Source organism: Nocardia aegles, from assembly GCF_052545135.1.
Map to the genome: position 1 here is coordinate 873,572 of NZ_JBQWRI010000002.1, position 18,381 is coordinate 891,952.

Below are 18,381 nucleotides of genomic sequence, written 5' to 3' on the forward strand. Positions count from 1 at the left end.
CCCAACCGACCCGATCACCGCACGCTGGCATCGGGCAGCATCGGCGGACACGGCCTACCCGGCACGGTCTGCAACTCGAAATGCCAATACTCGTTCTCGAACGAGCGGCAGAGCCCCCATCGGTACCCGTTGTCCTCGAGCCATCGCGCGCCCTGTTGCGGACCGACATCGATGGCATCCCCGGACACGTGCGTGGACTCCTCCGGCGGTAGCACCCAGCGACGCGCGTTGTCCGGCCCGTAGGTCGCCACACCGTCCTCCCACAGCGCCTGCTGCTCGGCGGGCGTCCGGTATCCGGACGTGATGGACAGGGGTACTCCCTGCGCGTGCGCCTCGCGTTCGGCCAACGTGTACGCGAGCGCCAGCGCGGGGTCGAGCCCTTCGGTACCGGTCGCCGAGCCCACCGACTCCCGCCGCTCGATGACAACAGCCGTGTCCGCCTCCGCCTCACCCCTCGAAAAACCGGTCGCTACCAGCGCCGCAAGCACCGCCACCGACAGCCCCACCGCCACCCGGCTCCGCCCAGCATTCCCAAGCACCATGCGCCGATGCTATCGCCTATGCCGGGTTTGCCCCGATCGGAGGCGCACGACGACCGTATTCCGCACGGCAGCCGCGCAGCACTTTCGCGGTTCGTCCTGGGTTCCGATCGCTGCCACGCGACCCGCATCGAGCACCACGACATTGTCCGCGTCCCGAATCGTCGAATACCGATGGGCCGCGACCACAACGGTGCAGCGTCCCCACCTCGACATCCGGTTCTGTACCTCCAACTGGCGCCCTACTCGCTCCACACGCAGTTCACCCCATGTGGACAACATTCAGCGAATTCCACAGAAAACTCCACAACTTGGGATAATGCCGATCTGATATGTCCGTTATGCACCCAATTGCACTCGGGTGGCAAATATTTCGCCCACCCTGGAACAGGTGATGTCCACAATCTATGCACGTGCTGTGGATCACAGCGGCATGGGATCGGACGTCATTGTCGAATTGTCCCCCGATAAGGGAACTTTGGGCGATTTGCGCCGTATCGTCGCCGGTCGGCACGATGAGATCGCGTTTGCGCGAGGCACTTTCGCGAAGCAATGCGTCCCTTTCGACCCGTATGTCACACATACCGAGCGCCGGAATCGGGACGGACATACTCTGCGAATCCCCCGCGGAGCCGAGTGCGGCGAGCCGCCGCCGTCACGGACGCGCCGCGGGCGGCTGTGGCTCCTGCCGCCAGCCGCCCGCGAGTCGGGTGAATCATCCACAGTTGTCGGGAATTTCACATTCCCTCCCCAGTCATGTGAAGACCGGCCGCATCAGACGATACGGACCGGTCATTCTCCTGGCGGACCTCCCAGCGCACTCGGATGCGACGTCGCCGCGGTCATCCGCACATCTGCCCGGCGAATGGATTCCGCGGCTTCCCTATTGCGAGCGATCCGGTCCAGGATCTCCCCGCCGTGCGCGCGGGCGTACGCCAGCGCCAGCCGGATCTTGCTCGCGCGCAGGTCCGATTTCGCGCTGAGCACGGCGATCCGGCGTTCCGCCGGGCCGTCCAGTTCCCGCAGGCGCGCAACGACTTCCCAGACCTCCGGACCAGCCGTCAGCGCGGCGCGCCGGTCGTGCAGCGGACCACGGAAGACGATTCCGGGGTGGTCGAGCTGGTCGACGCCTTCATGGATCAGCCGATCGAGCAACGCGGTACAGCTGGTTCCCTCGCGGGCAGCGCGATCGGCCAGCCGCACAGCGGCCGACTCGGTGATACACAACGCCGTCGGTACTGGCCTGGACGTGCTCATAGCTCTCCTCGACCTGCATCGGTGCCGGACATCAACGATGTACTCCGCTAAGCGTGCCCGCTGCGACCGCACTGCCGCCCCGGTGATCGAGGGGACATCCTCGTGTCCGGGCCTGCCGCAGGGCAGGCCCGAAGACGACTCAGACGCGCTCTTGTGAGCGAGTGCGCACGCGCAGCGCGATCGGCTTCTGCGTTTCGGCGAAGAAGTCGTTGCCCTTGTCGTCGACGACGATGAACGCCGGGAAATCCTCGACCTCGATCTTCCAGACGGCTTCCATGCCCAGTTCGGGGTATTCGAGCACCTCGACCGACTTGATGCAGTCCAGCGCCAGCCGGGCAGCGGGCCCGCCGATCGAACCGAGGTAGAAGCCGCCGTGTTCCTTGCACGCCTTGGTGACCTGCGCGGAGCGATTGCCCTTGGCGAGCATGACGAACGAGCCGCCCGCCGCCTGGAACTGGTCGACGTAGGAGTCCATCCGGCCCGCGGTGGTCGGGCCGAACGAGCCGGACGCGTAGCCTTCCGGAGTCTTGGCCGGTCCCGCGTAGTAGACGGCCATGTCGCGCAGGTAGTCCGGCATCGGCTCGCCCGCGTCGAGCCGCTCCTTGATCTTGGCGTGCGCGATGTCCCTGGCGACGACCAGCGGACCGGTCAGCGAAAGCCGGGTCTTCACGGGGTATTTGGACAATTCGGCACGGATGTCGGCCATCGGCCGGTTCAGGTCGACGCGTACCACGTCGCCGCCGAGAATGGCGTCGGTCTGCTCGGGCAGGTACTGCGCGGGCTCGCGCTCGAGCTGCTCCAGGAACACACCCTCGGCGGTGATCTTGGCCAGCGCCTGCCGGTCCGCCGAGCAGGACACCGCGATGGCGACCGGGCAGCTGGCGCCGTGCCGGGGCAGTCGCACGACCCGCACATCGTGGCAGAAGTACTTGCCGCCGAATTGCGCGCCGATACCGAAGGACTGGGTCAGCGCGAAGACCTCCTCCTCCAGTTCCAGATCGCGGAAGGCGTGCGCCGACAGCGAGCCCTCGGTGGGCAGGTTGTCCAGGTAGTGCGCGGAGGCGTACTTGGCCGTCTTCAACGCGAACTCGGCACTGGTGCCGCCGATCACGACCGCGAGGTGGTACGGCGGGCACGCCGCGGTGCCGAGCGAGCGGATCTTCTCGTCCAGGAACTCCAGCATCCGGGTGGGGTTCAGGACGGCCTTGGTCTCCTGGTACAGAAACGACTTGTTCGCCGAGCCACCGCCCTTGGCCATGAACAGGAACTTGTACGCGGGGTCGGCCGGATCGCCCGCGGTGGAGTACAGCTCGATCTGCGCGGGCAGGTTGGAACCGGTGTTCTTCTCCTCCCACATGGTGATCGGCGCCAGCTGCGAGTACCGCAGATTCAGCTTGGTGTAGGCGTCGAACACGCCCCGGCTGATCCATTCCGCGTCGTCGACGCCGGTCAGCACGCCCTCGGACTTCTTACCCATCACGATCGCGGTGCCGGTGTCCTGGCACATCGGCAGGACACCGCCCGCGGAGATGTTGACGTTCTTGAGCAGATCGAGCGCGACGAAGCGGTCGTTGCCGCTGGACTCCGGGTCGTCGATGATCTTGCGCAACTGACCCAGATGCGCCGGACGCAGGAAATGACTGATGTCGTGCATCGCCGTTTCGGTGAGCAGCCGCAGCGCCTCCGGCTCGACCTGCAGGAAGGTACGCCCGTTGTGCTCGAACGTGCTGACACCCTCCGTCGTGAGCAGCCGGTAGGGGGTATCGTCCGCGCCGATCGGCAGCAGGTCTGAATAACGGAACTCCGGCGCGGTCACCAGTCGCACTCCTTCGAACGGGCCCGCATACCGCGAACGGCCGGGCTGGTCACGAGCACAGCGAGCCTAGCCACCGGCGCGCACGCCCCGCTGGTTAGGCAACCCTATCCCGAATTGTCGGCCGGGATAGGGGTTGCACCTTCAACCCCGGTGGTGCTACCTCTCATCTCTGAGGAAGCGCCCGGGCGCCCGAGTCCGGCCGCGCGCGGACCGTTCGCGCGCCGCACGTCGCGACGCGCGACGATTGTGGGACAAGTCGGAGTTTGGAGCACTGTCGTGACCGATCCCCAGTGGCTCGACGACGTCGAGATGCGCGCCTGGCTGGGTTTCGTGCGCACCCGCGACATCATCGCCGCGGCGGTCGGGCGCGATTCCACCAGGCAGTCCGACCTCACCTTCGTCGAATACTCGGTGCTGGCCTATCTGGCCGAGTCACCGGACCACCGGCTCGCCTTCGCCGATCTGGCGGCCAGGCTCGAGTGGTCGCAGAGCAGGCTCTCCCACCAGATCACCCGGATGGAGAAACGGGAGCTGGTGGTCCGCGAGCCGATCCCCGGCGACGCGCGCCGCACCGCCGCCAAGCTCACCCCGTGGGGTGCCGACGTGCTCACCGACGCCGCGCCCGCACACGCGAACAGCGTGCGCAGGCACCTGATCGACGTTCTCGATCGTCAGCAGCTGACCGCCCTGGCCGACATCTACGACATCTTGCTCGCGCACCACCGGCAGGCGGCGGCCGAGAACTGACCACTCAGGCGCGCGTTGCCGTGTGATCGACCCGATCGCTTGCCGCGGAGAGGTTTTCGGGCAGCCCGAGCGCTCGCTCGAACCCCGCGGGCACCAGCACGTCCGAGCGGTCCAGATCGGTGACGCGTGTCTTGCGCAGACCCAGCAGCGCCGAATCGATGCCGCCCCGCAGGATGTCCAGCACGTTCTCCACGCCTGCCTGTCCGTTCGCGGCCAGGCCCCACAGGTAGGCGCGCCCGATCATGACCGCCCGCGCGCCCAGCGCCACGGCCTTCACCACGTCGCTGCCGCGCCGGATGCCGCCGTCGAGCAGCACGTCGATCTGCGAGCCCACCGCGTCCGCCACTACCGGGAGCGCGCGGATCGCGGCGGGGGTGCCGTCGAGATTGTTGCCGCCGTGGTTGGACACCGAGATCGCCGCCACACCCGCGTCCACCGCGCGCAGCGCGTCGTCGACCCGCATGACGCCCTTGAGCAGCACCGGACCTGCCCACTGCTCGCAGACCCAGCGCACATCCGCCCAATCAGGTGGGGGCGTGCCCATCCATTCGCCGTAGGCGCGGAAGAAACCCGGCGCGGGCGCGTCGCCGATGGCCATGTTGGGTGTGGTGAGATCCGGGATGCTGCCCGACCGCAGATAGGTCGCCAGCCAGCGCGGACGCGCCAGGGTCTGCGGTGCGAACTTCACCATCGTGCGCAGATCCAGCTTCTCCGGGATGACCGGGCTACCCCAGTCCCGCCCGTGGGAGAACGACCAGTCCAGCGTCAGGATCAGCCCGATCGCACCCGCCCGCTCGGCCCGGTCCATCCGCTGCCGGATCTCGTCTTTGCCGCCACACCAGTACAACTGGAAGAATGTCGTCGGGTTGGCCGCGACCACCTCTTCGATCGGCTTGCCGGCGAACGAGCTCAGGCCCATCGCGATGCCCCGCGCCGCGGCCGCCCTGGCGACAGCGACCTCACCGTCGGGATGCACCGCCTGCACGCCGGTCGGCGAGATCAGCACCGGCATCGAAAGCTGTTGTCCCAGTACCGTCGTGGACTGGTCGCGCGTTCCGATCGGCCCGGCCACGTGTGGTGCGAAACCCAGTTCGGTGAACGCCCGCTGATTGTCCTCGATGGTCTGGCCGCGCTCGGAGCCTGCGATCAACGCGCCGTACACCGATTTCGGCAGGCGCTTCTTCGCCCGGCGCTGCGCTTCGGCGACGGTCTCGAACCACGGATTCATGTTCCGGTCCTTTCCGGGGAGTTCTCCGGCCACCAGCGCCGGGTTCGGTCGAGCAGATCGGTGCTCCAGTGCTCGAGCAGCGCCGCGCCCTCGGCGGCGGTCGCGCCCGCCGGGTCGCCGAGCACGCCGTTGGGGCTGACCGACCGCACGCCGCCGCTGCGCAACAGCGGAAGCAGTTCGGCCAGCGGACGGGTGTCCCCGGCCACGGCGCGGTCGACGCGTACCCGCTCGGGCGCGAGGGCCAGTTGCAGTGCCGTCTCCGACCGGCCCGCGTGCGGATCGCCGTCGAAGCGGGGCAGATACAGGCGCACATCACGGGATTCGGCACGCAGCAGATCCACGGCGCGCCGCAGCGGTTCGATATTGCCGCCGTGCCCGTTGATCAGCAGGATCCGCTCGAAGGTGTCGGTCGCCGACCGGCACAACTCGACCACCAGCAGTTCCAGTGCCGCCTGCCCGATCGACAACGTGCCGGGAAAGCCCGCGTGCTCGCCACTGGCGCCGTACGGGATCGCCGGTCCGACGAGCACGTCCGCGCGCGCCGCGGCCAGCCGGGCGCACAGCGCCGCGGCGACATCGGTGTCGGTGGACAGCGGCAGATGCGGGCCGTGCTGCTCGGTGGCACCGACCGCGACGGCCAGGATCGCACCCGCGGCGGCGCGCGCGCCCGCCTCGGGCCACGTGAGATCCGCCAACATGCCGCGAGATTATCGTCAGTCACTGACAAAATCAAGGGTTCGCGGTCGCCGAGCACAATCGAACAATGCTGGAGAACCGGGCCACGCGCGGCCGCCCACGGGGCACCACCAAACGCGAACTCGAACTGATCGCCATGCGCCTGTTCAGCGAACAGGGCTTCGACGAGACCACCGTCGAGCAGATCGCCACTGCCGCGGGTATCAGCGGACGCACCTTCTTCCGGTACTTCCCCACCAAGGCGGAGGTGCTCTGGTGGCAGTTCGACGACGAGGTCGCCGCGCTGCGCGCCGCCTTCGCGACGGTGCCCGACGACGTTCCGATGATGACCGCGGTGCGCCGAGTTGTGGTCGAGGCCAACAAATATCGCGCCGAGGACGTCCCGGAACTGCGCACCCGGATGCAGCTGGTGGCGACCACCCCCGCGCTGGCCGCCACCGCGGGCACGCACTACGACGCCTGGGAGCGCGCCGTGAGCGCGTTCGCGGCGGGCCGGCTCGGGCAGCCGGAGGACGGGCTCATCCCGCTCGCCGTCGGCCGGACCACGCTGGCGGCGGCGCGCGCGGCGTTCGACGCCTGGCTGACCCGCGCGGACGTGGCCCTCACGGTGTATCTGGACGAGGCGCTCGCAGCGCTGGAACGCGGGTTCGCTACGGTGCCGTGAGGTACTCCCGCACTGGAACATCAGGCGAACAACCGGCAGGTTTCGTCGGCGACTCGGGTGGGGTATGACTAGGCTCGAAATCGGCAAGCGCCGAATGCACACAGATCCCGACCGAACCGTCGAAAGGGGCAGGAGTTCATGTCCGAGGTGTCCATGAGCCTTTCGGCGGATTCCCTGACCGCGGGACCGATCGATCAATTGCTTCCGCAGCTCGTCGAGCACCTGCGCCAGAACCGCACCGCGCTGCGTGAGGAGTGGGCCCGCCGCATCGCCGATGCCCAGCTGCTCACCGCCATGACCCCGGAGGAGATCTTCTCCGAAGCGACCTCGATCTACGACGGCTACGTCGACGTGCTCGAGACCGGTAGCGTCGAAGCGCTGCAGGCATACGCGCGCGACCTGTCCGAACGCATCATCCCGAGAGGCGTCGAGACCGACGAGGTCATCGGTATCGTGCTGTTGCTGCGCGACGTGCTGGCGCGCAGTCTCTTCGAGAAGTACCAGTCGGACTTCGAACTCCTCAACAAGGTGCTCGATGCCTACGAACCGGCGGCCAACCGCATCGCCAACACCGTGACCGTCTCCTTCGTCCAGGAGCGCGAGCGCGTCATCCGCCAGCAGCAGGAAGCCATCCGCGAGCTGTCCACGCCGGTGCTGCAGGTGCGTGAGCAGCTGCTGATCCTGCCCATCATCGGCGTGCTGGACAGCCAGCGCGCCCGCCAGCTCACCGAGCAGCTGCTGCGCGCCATCCGGGCCAACCGCGCGAAGGTCGTCGTCATCGACATCACCGGTGTGCCGCAGATCGACTCCACCGTGGCCAACCATCTGGTGCAGACCGTCGACGCGTCCGGGCTGATGGGCGCGAACGTGATCATCACCGGGTTGTCCTCGGAGATCGCGCTCACCCTGGTCACCATCGGCCTCGATCTGTCGAAGATGAACGCGGTCGGCGACCTGCAGGGCGGTATCGAAGAAGCGGAACGGCTGTTGGGCTACGAGGTTTCCCGCGTCACCGAACGCGACGGCCGCTGATCGGGCGCGCCACATGCCGGTTCCGATTCTGAAGCAAGGGACGTACCTGATCGCGTCGGTGCAGTCGGCGCTGACCGACGCCGATACCGAGCGCCTGCAGGACGACCTGATGAAACAGGTCAGCAAATACCGGGCACACGGCATCATCGTCGATGTCACCGCGATCGACGTGATGGATTCGTTCGCCGCGAGATCGTTGCGTACCATCGCGCACATGACGCAGCTGCGCGGCGCCGAAACGGTGATCGTCGGTCTGCAACCGGAAGTCGCGTTCGCCATGGTGCAGCTCGGCCTCACCTTCGAAGACATGCACACCGCCCTCGATCTGGAAGAGGGGCTCGCGTGGTTGGACCGAAAGATCCCAGCCCGTCGCCAGCGAGACGGTCGTGACAGTGGCCGCTGAGAACGTGGTGATCGCGGTCAGGGTGTCCGGGGACATCGTGACCGCACGTCAAGCCGGACGCGAACTGGCAGCGAAACTCGGATTCACCCTGACCGACCGCACGATGATCTCCACGGCGATCTCCGAGATCGCCCGCAACATCACCAGTTACGCGGGCAGCGGCGAAATCCGTTTGCTCGTCGACGACCGGGAGGGTCGTCAAGCGCTGGTGGTGCAGGCCGAGGATCAGGGGCCCGGCATCATCGATATCGCCAGGGCACTGGAGGACGGCTACTCCACCGGACGCGGGCTCGGGCTCGGTCTTCCCGGCGCCCGGCGATTGATGGACCGGCTGACCGTGGATTCGGCGCCGGGTCGCGGCACGCTGGTGGAGATGTGGAAGTGGGTACCGAACGGTGCGTGAGGACGGGTTCATCGGCCGGATCGAGTGGGCGGTGGCCGGACGCGCACTGCCCGGTCAACAGGTCTCCGGTGACCGCGGTGTCGTCCTGGACGCCGGTGGCGGCACCGTCCTCTTCGCCGTTCTCGACGGGCTCGGGCACGGCGCCGCCGCGGCGGACGCGGCCGATCGCGCCGCGCGAGTGCTGTCGGAGAACCGCGCGGAACCGTTGGACGTGCTGATGGTGCTGTGCCATCGGGCGATGGCCGACACGCGGGGGGCGGCGATCTCGCTGGCCCTGTTCGACGAAGGCGACACCGTGCGCTGGCTCGGCGTCGGCAATGTCGAATCCCAGGTGCTGACCGCGGGTCCGGCGGGCAGCCCGACGGTGCACGCCACCGTCCTGCTGACCGCGGGCATCGTCGGCTACCGCCTTCCGGCCAACCTCCAGCCGCAGTCGGTCGCGGTCCGTCCCGGTGACCTGCTGCTGATGTCCACCGACGGCATCGTCGTCGAATCCCCCTCCGCCATCGACCTTTCCAAGTCCACCGCCGACATCACCGCCCAGATGCTCGCCCGGCACGCCAAGGACACCGACGACGCGCTGGTACTCGCGGCGCGGCACCGCGGCGCGGGAGGGGCGGCCAGATGAGCGCCCTGCTGGCCGACTTCCTGGACGACTACGCCGATGCGCTCCGGCGGCACATGGATTCGCCCAGCCAGGCCGGTCTCGCCGAGGGGTATGAGCTGGGCAGGCGCGCCCTGGTCGAAGGGATCAGCCTGCTCGACCTCACGGAGAACCACTTCCGCGTGGTCCAGGACGTGGAGCAGCGGCGACAGCAGGAGATCTGTGCGGAGGGCGGTGAATCCGCGGCGCGGATCCCGGAGACCGCGCTGGAATTCCTGTTGCAGACCCTCGTTCCGCTGGACATCGCCACCCGGGGCTATCTCGACGGCACCCGCCGCTACGAGCAGCAGCGTTCCCGCGCCGACGATCTCGCCGGACGCGACGCGTTCCGCACCGCGCTGGTGGAATCGTTGCAGGACGGCTTTTTCGTCGCCGACGCGCAGGGCACGATCATCGAGGTCAACACCGCCTTCGGCGCCTTGACCGGCTACGGCGCCGCGGGCGTCCCCTATCCGCTGCCGCACCCGTGGTCGAGCCCGGAGGGTCCGGGCTATCCCGACCCCGGTACCGAGGCACAGCGCTTCGTCATCCCGATCCGGCACCGCGACGGGCGCACGGTGTGGCTCGCGGTCAGCACCAGCGCCGTGATCAGGCCGGAAGGTGACGAGCGGATCTTCGTCGGCACACTCCGCGACGTCACCGCCGAACACGACGCGCAGGCGCGCGACCAAGCCGCGTCCCGGCTCGCCACCGCGGTCGGCGCGGCCACCAGTGTGGTCGAAGTGCTCGCCGTCGGGCTCGACGAGCTGCGCCGCACCGTGGGCGCGGAAACCGCGGTGGTGGCGGTGTGGCCCAGCCGCAACGCGGTCCCGGAGGTGTACGTCTCCGGTACTGGTGCCGACAGCACGTCGCACGACGGCGCCGCGTCCCTCGACGACGGGTCGCGCGCCCTGCTGGACCGGGCCAGACGCAGGCCGCCGCGCAGCCTGCTGGCCATCCCGGACGGAGCCGAGAGCTCCGAGGGCATCGTCGCTCCGCTCGGCGAGACCGGCGACGCGGCGGTGTGGTTGCGCTTCGCCGCGCCCCGTGCGATCAGCGCCGCGGACTGGACGCTGTTCTCCTTGTTGATCGGTCATCTCAGTCTCGCCGTGCAGCGGGCACGCAACTTCGACCAGGCGCGCGCCACCTCGCTGACCCTGCAGCGCGCCATGCTCGGCCCGATCGAATTGCCGCCGCGCTTCTCGGTGCACTACGAACCCGCGCTGCCGCCGCTGGAGATCGGCGGCGACTGGTACGACGTGGTGCCGCTGCGCGACGGCACCATCGGCGTGATGGTCGGCGACTGTGTCGGCCGCGGTTTGTCCGCCGCGGTCGTGATGGGCCAGTTGCGGACCGCCGCCCGCGCGCTGCTGCTGCGCGGCGCGGGGCCGGCGCAGCTGCTCGCCGAACTCGACACCGTCGCCGCGCGCATCCCCGGCGCCATGTGCACCACCGTCTGCGCCGCCGTGCTGGACCCGGTGCGCGGCCTGGTCCGCTACAGCAGCGCCGGTCACATGCCACCGATCCTCGCCGACGTCGCCAGGACCGGCCGGCTGCTGGAGGGCGGACGCTCGGTGCCCCTGGCGACCTTCGATCCGCCGCGCCGGCCGGAGGCCACCACGGCGCTGACCCCGGGTTCGACCCTGGTGCTGTTCACCGACGGTTTGGTCGAGCAGCGCGGTGTCGACATCGACGACGGGTTCGCCAAGATCGCGGCGGTGCTCGCCGACACCTCCGGCCGGTTGCCGCGCGAGGTGGCCGACGCGGTGCTGTCGAGCCTGCGGCCGGCCATGGGTTACGACGACGACGTCGCCATGGTGGTCTACCGCCAGCCGCCCGCGCCGCTGCGGCTGGACGTGCCCGCGCGCGCGGACGAGCTCGCGGTGCTGCGACGCACGCTGAAGGGTTGGCTGGCCGCCGCGGCGGTGCCGCACGACCTGGCCGCCGATCTGGTCGCCGCGGCCAACGAGGCGTGCAGCAACAGCATCGAGCACGCCTACCGCAACGACGACACCGGCCGGGTTCGGATGTCGGCCACCTGCGACATCGACACCGTCGTCATCGTGGTCACCGATACCGGCGAGTGGAAGCCGCGGGCATCCGATCCCGGGTATCGCGGCCGCGGCATCGACATGATGCGCGCGCTGACCGAGGAACTCGACATCGACCACTCGGAATCGGGCACGACCGTGCGCATGTCGGTGACGCTGCCGGCCATCACCTTCCCGGTGGCCAATCCGCTGCGCGGGACGAACCGCCACGTTGCCTGCTGACGACTCGCCCCGCGGTGAGCGCAGCGGCGGGCCGGACTCCGTCGATCCGGAATTGCATGCCCCGATACGGCATACCGGATTCCGCCCACTCGCTGACAATCATGCAGAACGCGCCGTCGAACCTGCTGTCGGGGTGGACATAGCAGCCATACAGACGCGGCACGATATCCGGACCGCCGGGCGCCCAGAACGACCCTTTCACCGGACGGTAGGTCCACGCTGTGCGCCAGTTGTCGGTGATCCTCGCGGCCACCTTGACGAAGGCTCCGTAGGCGCCGGCGTCGAACCCCGACATCACCCAATTTCCTTGGATGCGGCGTAATCCGATCTCGCCGAGTTTCGTGCCGTCGGCCAGGATGCCGAAACGCGGATCGCTACCCGGGTCCCGGCCCCAGCCCCAGTCCTGTCCGTTCCAGCCCCAGCCTTGCCAGGCCGCCGGATCGACGAGCGCGGCATGGGTCTCGCGTACTCGCCACAACAGCATGTTCTTGTTCCGGGCCAGCCCGCCGGTGGAGATGACATAGACGTAGCCGTCGCCTCCGCGTTCCCAGGAGATCATCGTGCGTTTTCCGCCGTAGACGCTGGTCGACCACCGGACGGCGGTATCGGTCCAGCTCTCTCCGTTGTCGTCGGAATAACGGATCTCGCACCACCGCTCGTTCGCCAATCCCTGGGTGACCATCACCCACAGATAGATCCGGCTGCCGATCGTGATGGCGTCACAGGGCAGAACCGTGGAGTACTGCGGATTGTCGTGCACGTAATCCCACAGTTGCCGGGCGTCCCGCGCCGCCGACCGGAATTCGATCGGTCGGTACATGTCGTGGGTGCCGCTGCGCAACAGCATCGGCGAACGCCAATTCGGACCGCCCACCGCGGGTTCGGCGCCGGCGAACGTGTCACCGAGCAGGTATCCGATCTCACCGCTCGGCATGCGGAACGGGATGAAGAGATCCGAGCCACCGATGTCGGCCATCGGTAGCGGGTTCAGGTCCTTGATCTTGGGCATCGCCGGATCCTGTCGATTCTCGGAGCGTCGCGGATAGCTCTGCTCGTAGGGATCACCGCGAGGTACGCACGGGCTACCCATCAGTATCGGCTGTCCGTGGCCGCGACGTTGCTGATTCGGGTCGACGGATGCGGACGGGAATGCGGAAACAGACTGCGCAGCTTGTGTTTCGGAAATTCGAGTCGGTGTCGGGCCGCGTGATTCCAGTGGCCGACGTCCGTTTCGGAGGTGCGCGGTGTTCGCCCGCGGCCGGCGACGTGCGGGATCCGTCGATACCGATCGAGCGTGCCGGCGGTATCGCCCGCGCCGGGCGCGGCATCCGTCGACGTCTCGATGCCCCTGCGGGCGTGTCGACGCCACAGTGCGACTCCGCCTCAGTGGGGCATCGCCGGGGACCGCGCTTCGCGAGGTGATCACCGATTCGCTGCTCGGCCGCACGGCCGCCCACCGGCCCGGGTGCCACGTTTGGGCGGTCGCGCAGCGGGTAAGCCGCGCACTGCTATCCCGGACCAGCTCACCCACCGATCGGACGGAAGGCATGTCCGAAAGAGACACTCCCGACCAGGAACATCCCGCACGCGATTGCGCGGACACCGGACACAGCGGCGACATCGCACAACCCCACGGCACCGACGAAGCCGGTCCGATCGTCGCCGCCGAGGCCGAAGCCGCCCGTGCGCGCAGTACGGCCTTCCCGCTGGGCCGGCCCGGGCGGCCCTTCGATCGGCGCTCCCCATTCATGGTCGGGGTGGCCGGAGCCGCCGGTGTCGCGGTGACCTATGCGGCCATTCGCACCGTGCTCGCCGTGGGTCAAACGCTGATCTTGATCTTGGTGGCGTTGTTCCTGGCCATCGGGATGGAGCCGTTGGTGTCCCGGCTGGTCCGGCCGCGCTTCCCGCGCTGGGCCGCCGTGACGACCGTCTACCTGGCGGGGCTCGGCCTGTTCGCCGGATTCCTCGCCGCGGCGATACCACCGCTGATCACGCAGGGTGACGCACTCGCGCACAACGCGCCCCACTACGTCACCCACCTCGCCGACCGCTATCCCTACATCGGCACGCTCGACCAGCGATTCCACCTGGAAGACCGGCTGCGGCACCTGCTCGAATCGGACTCCTCCGGCGTGACCACCGGGGTGCTGACCGCCGGACGCGCGGTGTTCTCGGTCGTCAGCAGCACGGTGATCGTCGCGGTGCTGACCGCCTACTTCATGGCCAACTTCACCCGGGTGCGCGCGTCGGTCTACCGGCTGTTCCCCAGTTCGCGCCGCCCCCGCGCGATTCTGATCGGCGACGAGATCTTCGCCAAGGTCGGCGGCTACATTCTGGGCAACCTGGTCATCTCCCTGATCACCGCCGTGCTGACCGGTATCTGGCTGCTCATCTTCGACGTGCCGTACCCGCTGCTGCTGGCCGTGCTGGTGGCGGTGCTCGACCTGATCCCGATCGTCGGTTCGACGCTGGCCGGGATGATCGTCGCGCTCGTCGCGTTGACCGTCTCCCTGCCGGTCGCGGTGGCGACCGTCGTGTTCTTCATCGCGTTGCGCCTGGTCGAGGACTACGTTCTGGTGCCGCGCATCATCGGCCGCGCCGTGCACGTGCCCGCGCTCGTGACCGTGGTGGCGGTGCTGCTCGGGGGCGCGCTGCTCGGGATCGTCGGGGCGTTGCTCGCCATCCCCGTCGCCGCGGCCGTGCTGCTGATCGTGCGCGAGACCGTCCTGCCCTCGCTCGACGAGCGGTGACGGAGGCCGAGTTCGAGTCATCTGGACGCCCAAGCTCTCGGCGGACGTGGCGGCGGGTGTCGAGAACGCGTTTTCGCTGTCATTGTCGGGACGACGGCGTTAAAGTCGGTCACGGGTCGGGGTTTCCGGGGGTTCGCATTCGTCTCCGTCGGTCCGTCCCGACGCTGCCCGCGCCGGCTGCTCAGCTGACGCCGAGGCGCGAGGGTGGGTGCGCTCGATCCCCTCCGAATGCACCCACCTTTCCCGATCGCCGTCGTGATGTGCCGGCACCTCCGTGCCGCCCCGAAGCACACCGCCGCGGTAGCGGCTCTCGACATCGGCGCGGATCCGCGAACCCCTGTGCGTATGCCCGGTCCGACGACATCGCCATGGTGACGTCACGTACCCACCAGCGAGTTCTCGCGTACGGTGATGACGACCACGATATCGCCGTACGGCGCCGCGCCCATGGCCAGTCTGTGGCTGAGGTGCGCCAAGCCGAGCCATCGTCCGTATTTGGTCAGCATTCCGGCTCGCACCTTGTCGACCAGTGGCCCGGTACGAAGCAATTCGGCCGTGCCCGGATGCTGCCGAGACCCCAGGGCAGGCTCCCCCCGCCAGTTCCCGGCCTGCACGATGACCCGGTGCTCGCGGGCCAGGTGCCGAGCTTCGCGTGAATGCGACGAGATCCGAACGGCCAGACGCCCGTGGTCGACCGGCAATACGAAGTGCGGCACGGTATTCCAGCGGCCCGTTGCCTCCGGCCGTGGGTAGGTCACCAGTACCGTGCTCGCATCCCACCACAGCATCCCCGGATACCATTCGCCGGGGCGATCCGGCACGGTGAGGACGCGATGCGCCGCCGCGAGCCGGTTGGGCCGCCGCGGGGTGTAGCCGTGGAGTCTTCGGCCGAGCGAGGAGCCGCCGTGCACGGGATATGCCATCGCGTGGAAACCTCCGGGGAAAGGGGTGGGTTCAGGGGTGCCGATTCGATCTCCGTACTGCAACCGGCGCCGTGGCGCCGTTGAAGATTTCGTGTACCACCAGGCTGGATGCGGTGCAACGACATCTTCGTGTCGTCGCGCGATGGAAAGCGAATCGTCACGCTCCGCGCCGGGCCCGGCAGGCGCAGGGAGCCCCTCGGCCGGACTCCCATCGACACCGGTGAGCAGGAACGGACACGAGGTCGCACCCCGCTGCGAAACGCCACCGGCCAGGCGCACCACCGTCGGCAGCGGACCGCTCGAGTTCGCCGGCCGATCGGTGGGCAGGACCGCACCTGGCACCCACCCGATCAGCAGGTACATCCCCCGGCGGTGAGGAGCGTCCCGAAGTGGGCCGGGCTGCGGATAATCGCGTCATCGACGCCGAGGCCCGCCCGGAACGCGCCGTGTCACTCCGGTGCCGCAGCGATCATCCGAGTGGGAGCCGCCGGTACGGCGCCGTGGTAGAAGTGCCGGCCCAAACCGACGGTGAACACGAGTATTCCGTACACCGAGTGCTCCACCGACGCGGTGAACAGCGACCGGGTCCGCAGATACCGCGAGGCGAATATCCAGCCACCGACGCCGCTGGCGACAACCGAGAACCAGCTACCGAAGACGATGTGCACGAAGCCGAACGCGGCCGCGCTGGCGATCACCAGACCCGCGCCTTCCCCGAAGACGGGTGCGTACCGGTGGAACAGGAACGATCGGAAGATCAATTCCTGCGGGTACACGCTCAACACGGGGTACAGCACCAGCACCGCGAGCCAGATCTCGGGATGCCGCCGGGGCAGATCGAACAGATCCTCCCGCCGCACCATCGCGACCGCCGCGGTGAGTGCCACCGCGCTCGCTGCCGCCCCGGTCGCCATCGACCGTGCCTGGGCGCGCAGTGTCTCGCTACGCCACAATGCGGCGCGATCGAAATCGGAAGAACGCCGCAGATAGACCGCCGCACCCGCGGCCAGCGCCAACAGCGCGGGAATCGGCGATCGGCCGCGCAGCAACGCGTTGTAGGCGGTCGCTCCGCCGAAGAACAGTGTCGCGTACTCGGCGCCCAGGTACACCCGCCGCCGCAGTCTGATCCGCACGGCCTCAGCATAAGTCCACGGCGCGGAGCCCGCCGATCACGTTCGACAGGGTGCCATCTTCGACCCGGCCGCATCCGAGCCGGTGATTCGGACGCGTGCGCGCAGCGATTTTCTCGCCGCCGACGACCCGCATGGCCGCATTCCGGCCGCACCGACGGAAAATGGTGCACACACCAACCGAGCCCCGAACCGATCTACATCGGTTCGGGGCTCGCTCGGGGGTATTCGTGCCTAACCACCGATCGCTCGGTATTTTGACGAGACGAATGTACCGGCTGGCACACGAAATCACCAAACCAGGCCCCGTGGCGACGGAATGGTTCGACGAGCAACTCGTTCGGACCCATATGTGGTTGTTCCCCTTGCGGATTCGCGGCGCGGATCGATCATCAGCGCGTGCGATCCGTTGTGCCGCACGAAGCTCGGAATGAAGCGGTCGGCAAAGGAAACGAAGACGAACAGGTTCTCGAAACGCCGCTGGTCGGCGTCGGTCCACTCCGCCCGGAGCTGTTCCCGGAAATCGGAGCCCGGAATCCGATGGTGCACAATCGCACCATGTTCCGGAAAGGCAGCCGCGGGCCCCAGTGGATCATGCCGAGGTCGAGCAGGCTCTCGAGGTAGCCCCGAACGTAGTCGTCCGGCACCATTTGTTCATTCTCCCGTGCAGCAGTTGGTTCGACACCGAGGAAAAGGCAAGCGGCGAGCCACAGCCGACGGTTACGGTCGAACGCGTTGTACGTCACCGCGGCGCCCGGGAGCGAATGCACCTGCCGGTATGTCACATTCACCGCTGCGCGATATGCCGTGCGCCTCCCGCGAACAGCCGCGTCTGCCGTCCCTGGTTAGCACAAGCGCGGCTATTCGGGGACGGTCGCTATCGCGTCGATCTCCACGAGTGCGCCGGGCCGAGCGTGTCCGGCGGTGGAGACGACCGTGATGGCGGTGCGGTGGTCACCCCACACGGTTCGCGCCGCCGCGTAACCCGCCCGAGCGTCGGCCCCGTCGACGAGGTAGATCGTGAGTTTGACGACGTGTTCCGGACCGGTATTCGCGGCCGCCAGCACGGACAGTACGTTGCGCATGGCCTGGACGGTCTGCGCTTCCACGCCGTCGAGGAGTGTGCCCGTGCTGTCGGTGCCGAGTTGGCCGCCGACGTAGAGCGTTCGGCCCGCGGGTGCGATCACCCCCTGCGTGAACGCGGGGTTGCGGTGCAGTTCGTCGGGGTCGAGGCGGGTCGGGTTCGTGGTCGTGGGTTTGCTGGCGGCGCCGGTGTGCAAGTAGAGGTCGCGGAGCAGGCAGACCTCGGACAGGTGGTGGATCAGCTCACGGTGGATGTGCAACACCAGATCGGCCATCGGAGCCTCGGGAAAGGGTTCCTTCGGCCCGATCGGGACCCGCAGGCCGTCCGCGCCGAGGCCACGCACTCCCGTCGACCAGATATCCAACTGCGCTTCGAGCTGATCGAGCGCGGTGGCCGCGTCGCCCGCGTATTCCCAGGTCTCATACGAGGCCGCGGGCGCGCCGAAGTGGATCGCGTTGCGCACGGCGAGCACGCCGACGATGACGTGACCGAGTCGCCAGGCGATCGTGGCGAACGGCGCGGGATCGGGCTCCGGGAAGGCGAAGTCGATCGTGAAGTCCCCGGTCCCGGCCTGCACGGGCGCCGTCGAACTGCCACGTGGCCGCACGTTCCAGGCGTCCGGTACCGGCGACCAGAAGTACTCGTCGTCGGTGAGGGCGCGCAGCCGGTCCCGTAGCTGATGATTCCAGTGGACTTCCCACTGCTCCCGCAGGGTCCTGTTCCAGTCGAGTGCGTCTGTGTCCATGCCGCTACCCTGACATGCCTCGCGGACAGTATCGGTCCGCTATTTCTG

General features: G+C 68.3%; 17 protein-coding genes and 1 pseudogene. 8 read left to right on the top strand and 10 right to left on the bottom strand.

Annotation, left to right across the window (positions count from 1 at the left end):
* Window positions 1–14 precede the first annotated feature (14 nt).
* From ACT89H_RS09135 to ACT89H_RS09145, 3 genes are all read right to left on the bottom strand, one after another.
* Entirely contained in the window at window positions 15–542 is a 528-nt protein-coding gene (locus tag ACT89H_RS09135) for a M15 family metallopeptidase (RefSeq protein WP_445108077.1), read from the bottom strand.
* Between the two features lie 789 nt (window positions 543–1,331).
* Window positions 1,332–1,796: a hypothetical protein gene (locus ACT89H_RS09140; protein ID WP_445108078.1), complete on the bottom strand. Its 465-nt coding sequence runs from the start codon at window positions 1,794–1,796 to the stop codon at window positions 1,332–1,334.
* A gap of 139 nt (window positions 1,797–1,935) precedes the next feature.
* Window positions 1,936–3,612 carry a fumarate hydratase gene (locus ACT89H_RS09145; protein WP_445108079.1) on the bottom strand — a complete coding sequence of 559 codons (1,677 nt, stop codon included), beginning with the start codon at window positions 3,610–3,612 and terminating at the stop codon, window positions 1,936–1,938.
* A 276-nt stretch (window positions 3,613–3,888) separates the two neighbouring features.
* Here ACT89H_RS09145 and ACT89H_RS09150 point away from each other — a divergent pair, with 276 nt between their 5' ends.
* Complete coding sequence (locus tag ACT89H_RS09150) at window positions 3,889–4,359, top strand: MarR family winged helix-turn-helix transcriptional regulator (protein WP_445108080.1); 471 nt, start codon at window positions 3,889–3,891, stop codon at window positions 4,357–4,359.
* Window positions 4,360–4,363: 4 nt separating this feature from the next.
* On the opposite strand, the gene mftD is transcribed toward ACT89H_RS09150, so the two are convergent.
* The gene (gene mftD, locus ACT89H_RS09155; RefSeq protein WP_445108081.1) at window positions 4,364–5,587 is read right to left on the bottom strand and encodes a pre-mycofactocin synthase MftD; all 1,224 of its coding nucleotides are present in this window, start codon (window positions 5,585–5,587) and stop codon (window positions 4,364–4,366) included.
* On the bottom strand, window positions 5,584–6,285 hold the full coding sequence (mftE, locus tag ACT89H_RS09160; RefSeq protein WP_445108082.1) for a mycofactocin biosynthesis peptidyl-dipeptidase MftE: 702 nt from the start codon (window positions 6,283–6,285) through the stop codon (window positions 5,584–5,586). The genes mftD and mftE overlap by 4 nt, the downstream gene beginning before the upstream one ends.
* A gap of 65 nt (window positions 6,286–6,350) precedes the next feature.
* Here mftE and mftR point away from each other — a divergent pair, with 65 nt between their 5' ends.
* From mftR to ACT89H_RS09190, 6 genes are all read left to right on the top strand, one after another.
* Window positions 6,351–6,947: a mycofactocin system transcriptional regulator MftR gene (gene mftR, locus ACT89H_RS09165; protein WP_445108083.1), complete on the top strand. Its 597-nt coding sequence runs from the start codon at window positions 6,351–6,353 to the stop codon at window positions 6,945–6,947.
* A 138-nt stretch (window positions 6,948–7,085) separates the two neighbouring features.
* Complete coding sequence (locus ACT89H_RS09170; RefSeq protein ID WP_445108084.1) at window positions 7,086–7,979, top strand: STAS domain-containing protein; 894 nt, start codon at window positions 7,086–7,088, stop codon at window positions 7,977–7,979.
* A 13-nt stretch (window positions 7,980–7,992) separates the two neighbouring features.
* Window positions 7,993–8,382, top strand: a complete 390-nt coding sequence (locus tag ACT89H_RS09175) for an STAS domain-containing protein (protein ID WP_039798459.1) — start codon at window positions 7,993–7,995, stop codon at window positions 8,380–8,382.
* Complete coding sequence (locus tag ACT89H_RS09180; protein ID WP_051020806.1) at window positions 8,372–8,785, top strand: ATP-binding protein; 414 nt, start codon at window positions 8,372–8,374, stop codon at window positions 8,783–8,785. Before ACT89H_RS09175 ends, ACT89H_RS09180 begins: the two co-directional genes overlap by 11 nt.
* Window positions 8,778–9,413, top strand: coding sequence for a SpoIIE family protein phosphatase (locus ACT89H_RS09185; protein WP_445108085.1), 636 nt, complete (start codon window positions 8,778–8,780; stop codon window positions 9,411–9,413). The genes ACT89H_RS09180 and ACT89H_RS09185 overlap by 8 nt, the downstream gene beginning before the upstream one ends.
* Window positions 9,410–11,701: a SpoIIE family protein phosphatase gene (locus ACT89H_RS09190; protein WP_445108086.1), complete on the top strand. Its 2,292-nt coding sequence runs from the start codon at window positions 9,410–9,412 to the stop codon at window positions 11,699–11,701. The genes ACT89H_RS09185 and ACT89H_RS09190 overlap by 4 nt, the downstream gene beginning before the upstream one ends.
* Here the strand turns inward: ACT89H_RS09190 and ACT89H_RS09195 are convergent.
* Complete coding sequence (locus tag ACT89H_RS09195) at window positions 11,646–12,710, bottom strand: DUF4185 domain-containing protein (RefSeq protein WP_445108087.1); 1,065 nt, start codon at window positions 12,708–12,710, stop codon at window positions 11,646–11,648. The two genes, ACT89H_RS09190 and ACT89H_RS09195, sit on opposite strands and share 56 nt — an antisense overlap.
* A gap of 538 nt (window positions 12,711–13,248) precedes the next feature.
* Here ACT89H_RS09195 and ACT89H_RS09200 point away from each other — a divergent pair.
* On the top strand, window positions 13,249–14,451 hold the full coding sequence (locus ACT89H_RS09200) for an AI-2E family transporter (protein ID WP_445108088.1): 1,203 nt from the start codon (window positions 13,249–13,251) through the stop codon (window positions 14,449–14,451).
* 377 nt (window positions 14,452–14,828) lie between these two features.
* Here the strand turns inward: ACT89H_RS09200 and ACT89H_RS09205 are convergent, their stop codons facing one another.
* The 4 genes and pseudogenes from ACT89H_RS09205 to ACT89H_RS09220 form a co-directional block, all read right to left on the bottom strand.
* Entirely contained in the window at window positions 14,829–15,374 is a 546-nt protein-coding gene (locus tag ACT89H_RS09205; protein WP_445108089.1) for a hypothetical protein, read from the bottom strand.
* 449 nt (window positions 15,375–15,823) lie between these two features.
* Window positions 15,824–16,507: a CPBP family intramembrane glutamic endopeptidase gene (locus ACT89H_RS09210; RefSeq protein ID WP_445108090.1), complete on the bottom strand. Its 684-nt coding sequence runs from the start codon at window positions 16,505–16,507 to the stop codon at window positions 15,824–15,826.
* Window positions 16,508–17,364: 857 nt separating this feature from the next.
* Window positions 17,365–17,784 (bottom strand): RidA family protein, encoded by a 420-nt coding sequence (locus ACT89H_RS09215; RefSeq protein WP_445108268.1) that lies wholly within the window; start codon window positions 17,782–17,784, stop codon window positions 17,365–17,367.
* Window positions 17,782–18,333: pseudogene (locus ACT89H_RS09220) on the bottom strand (DinB family protein); the annotation flags it as partial. The pseudogene ACT89H_RS09220 and the gene ACT89H_RS09215, both read right to left, overlap by 3 nt.
* Window positions 18,334–18,381 lie beyond the last annotated feature (48 nt).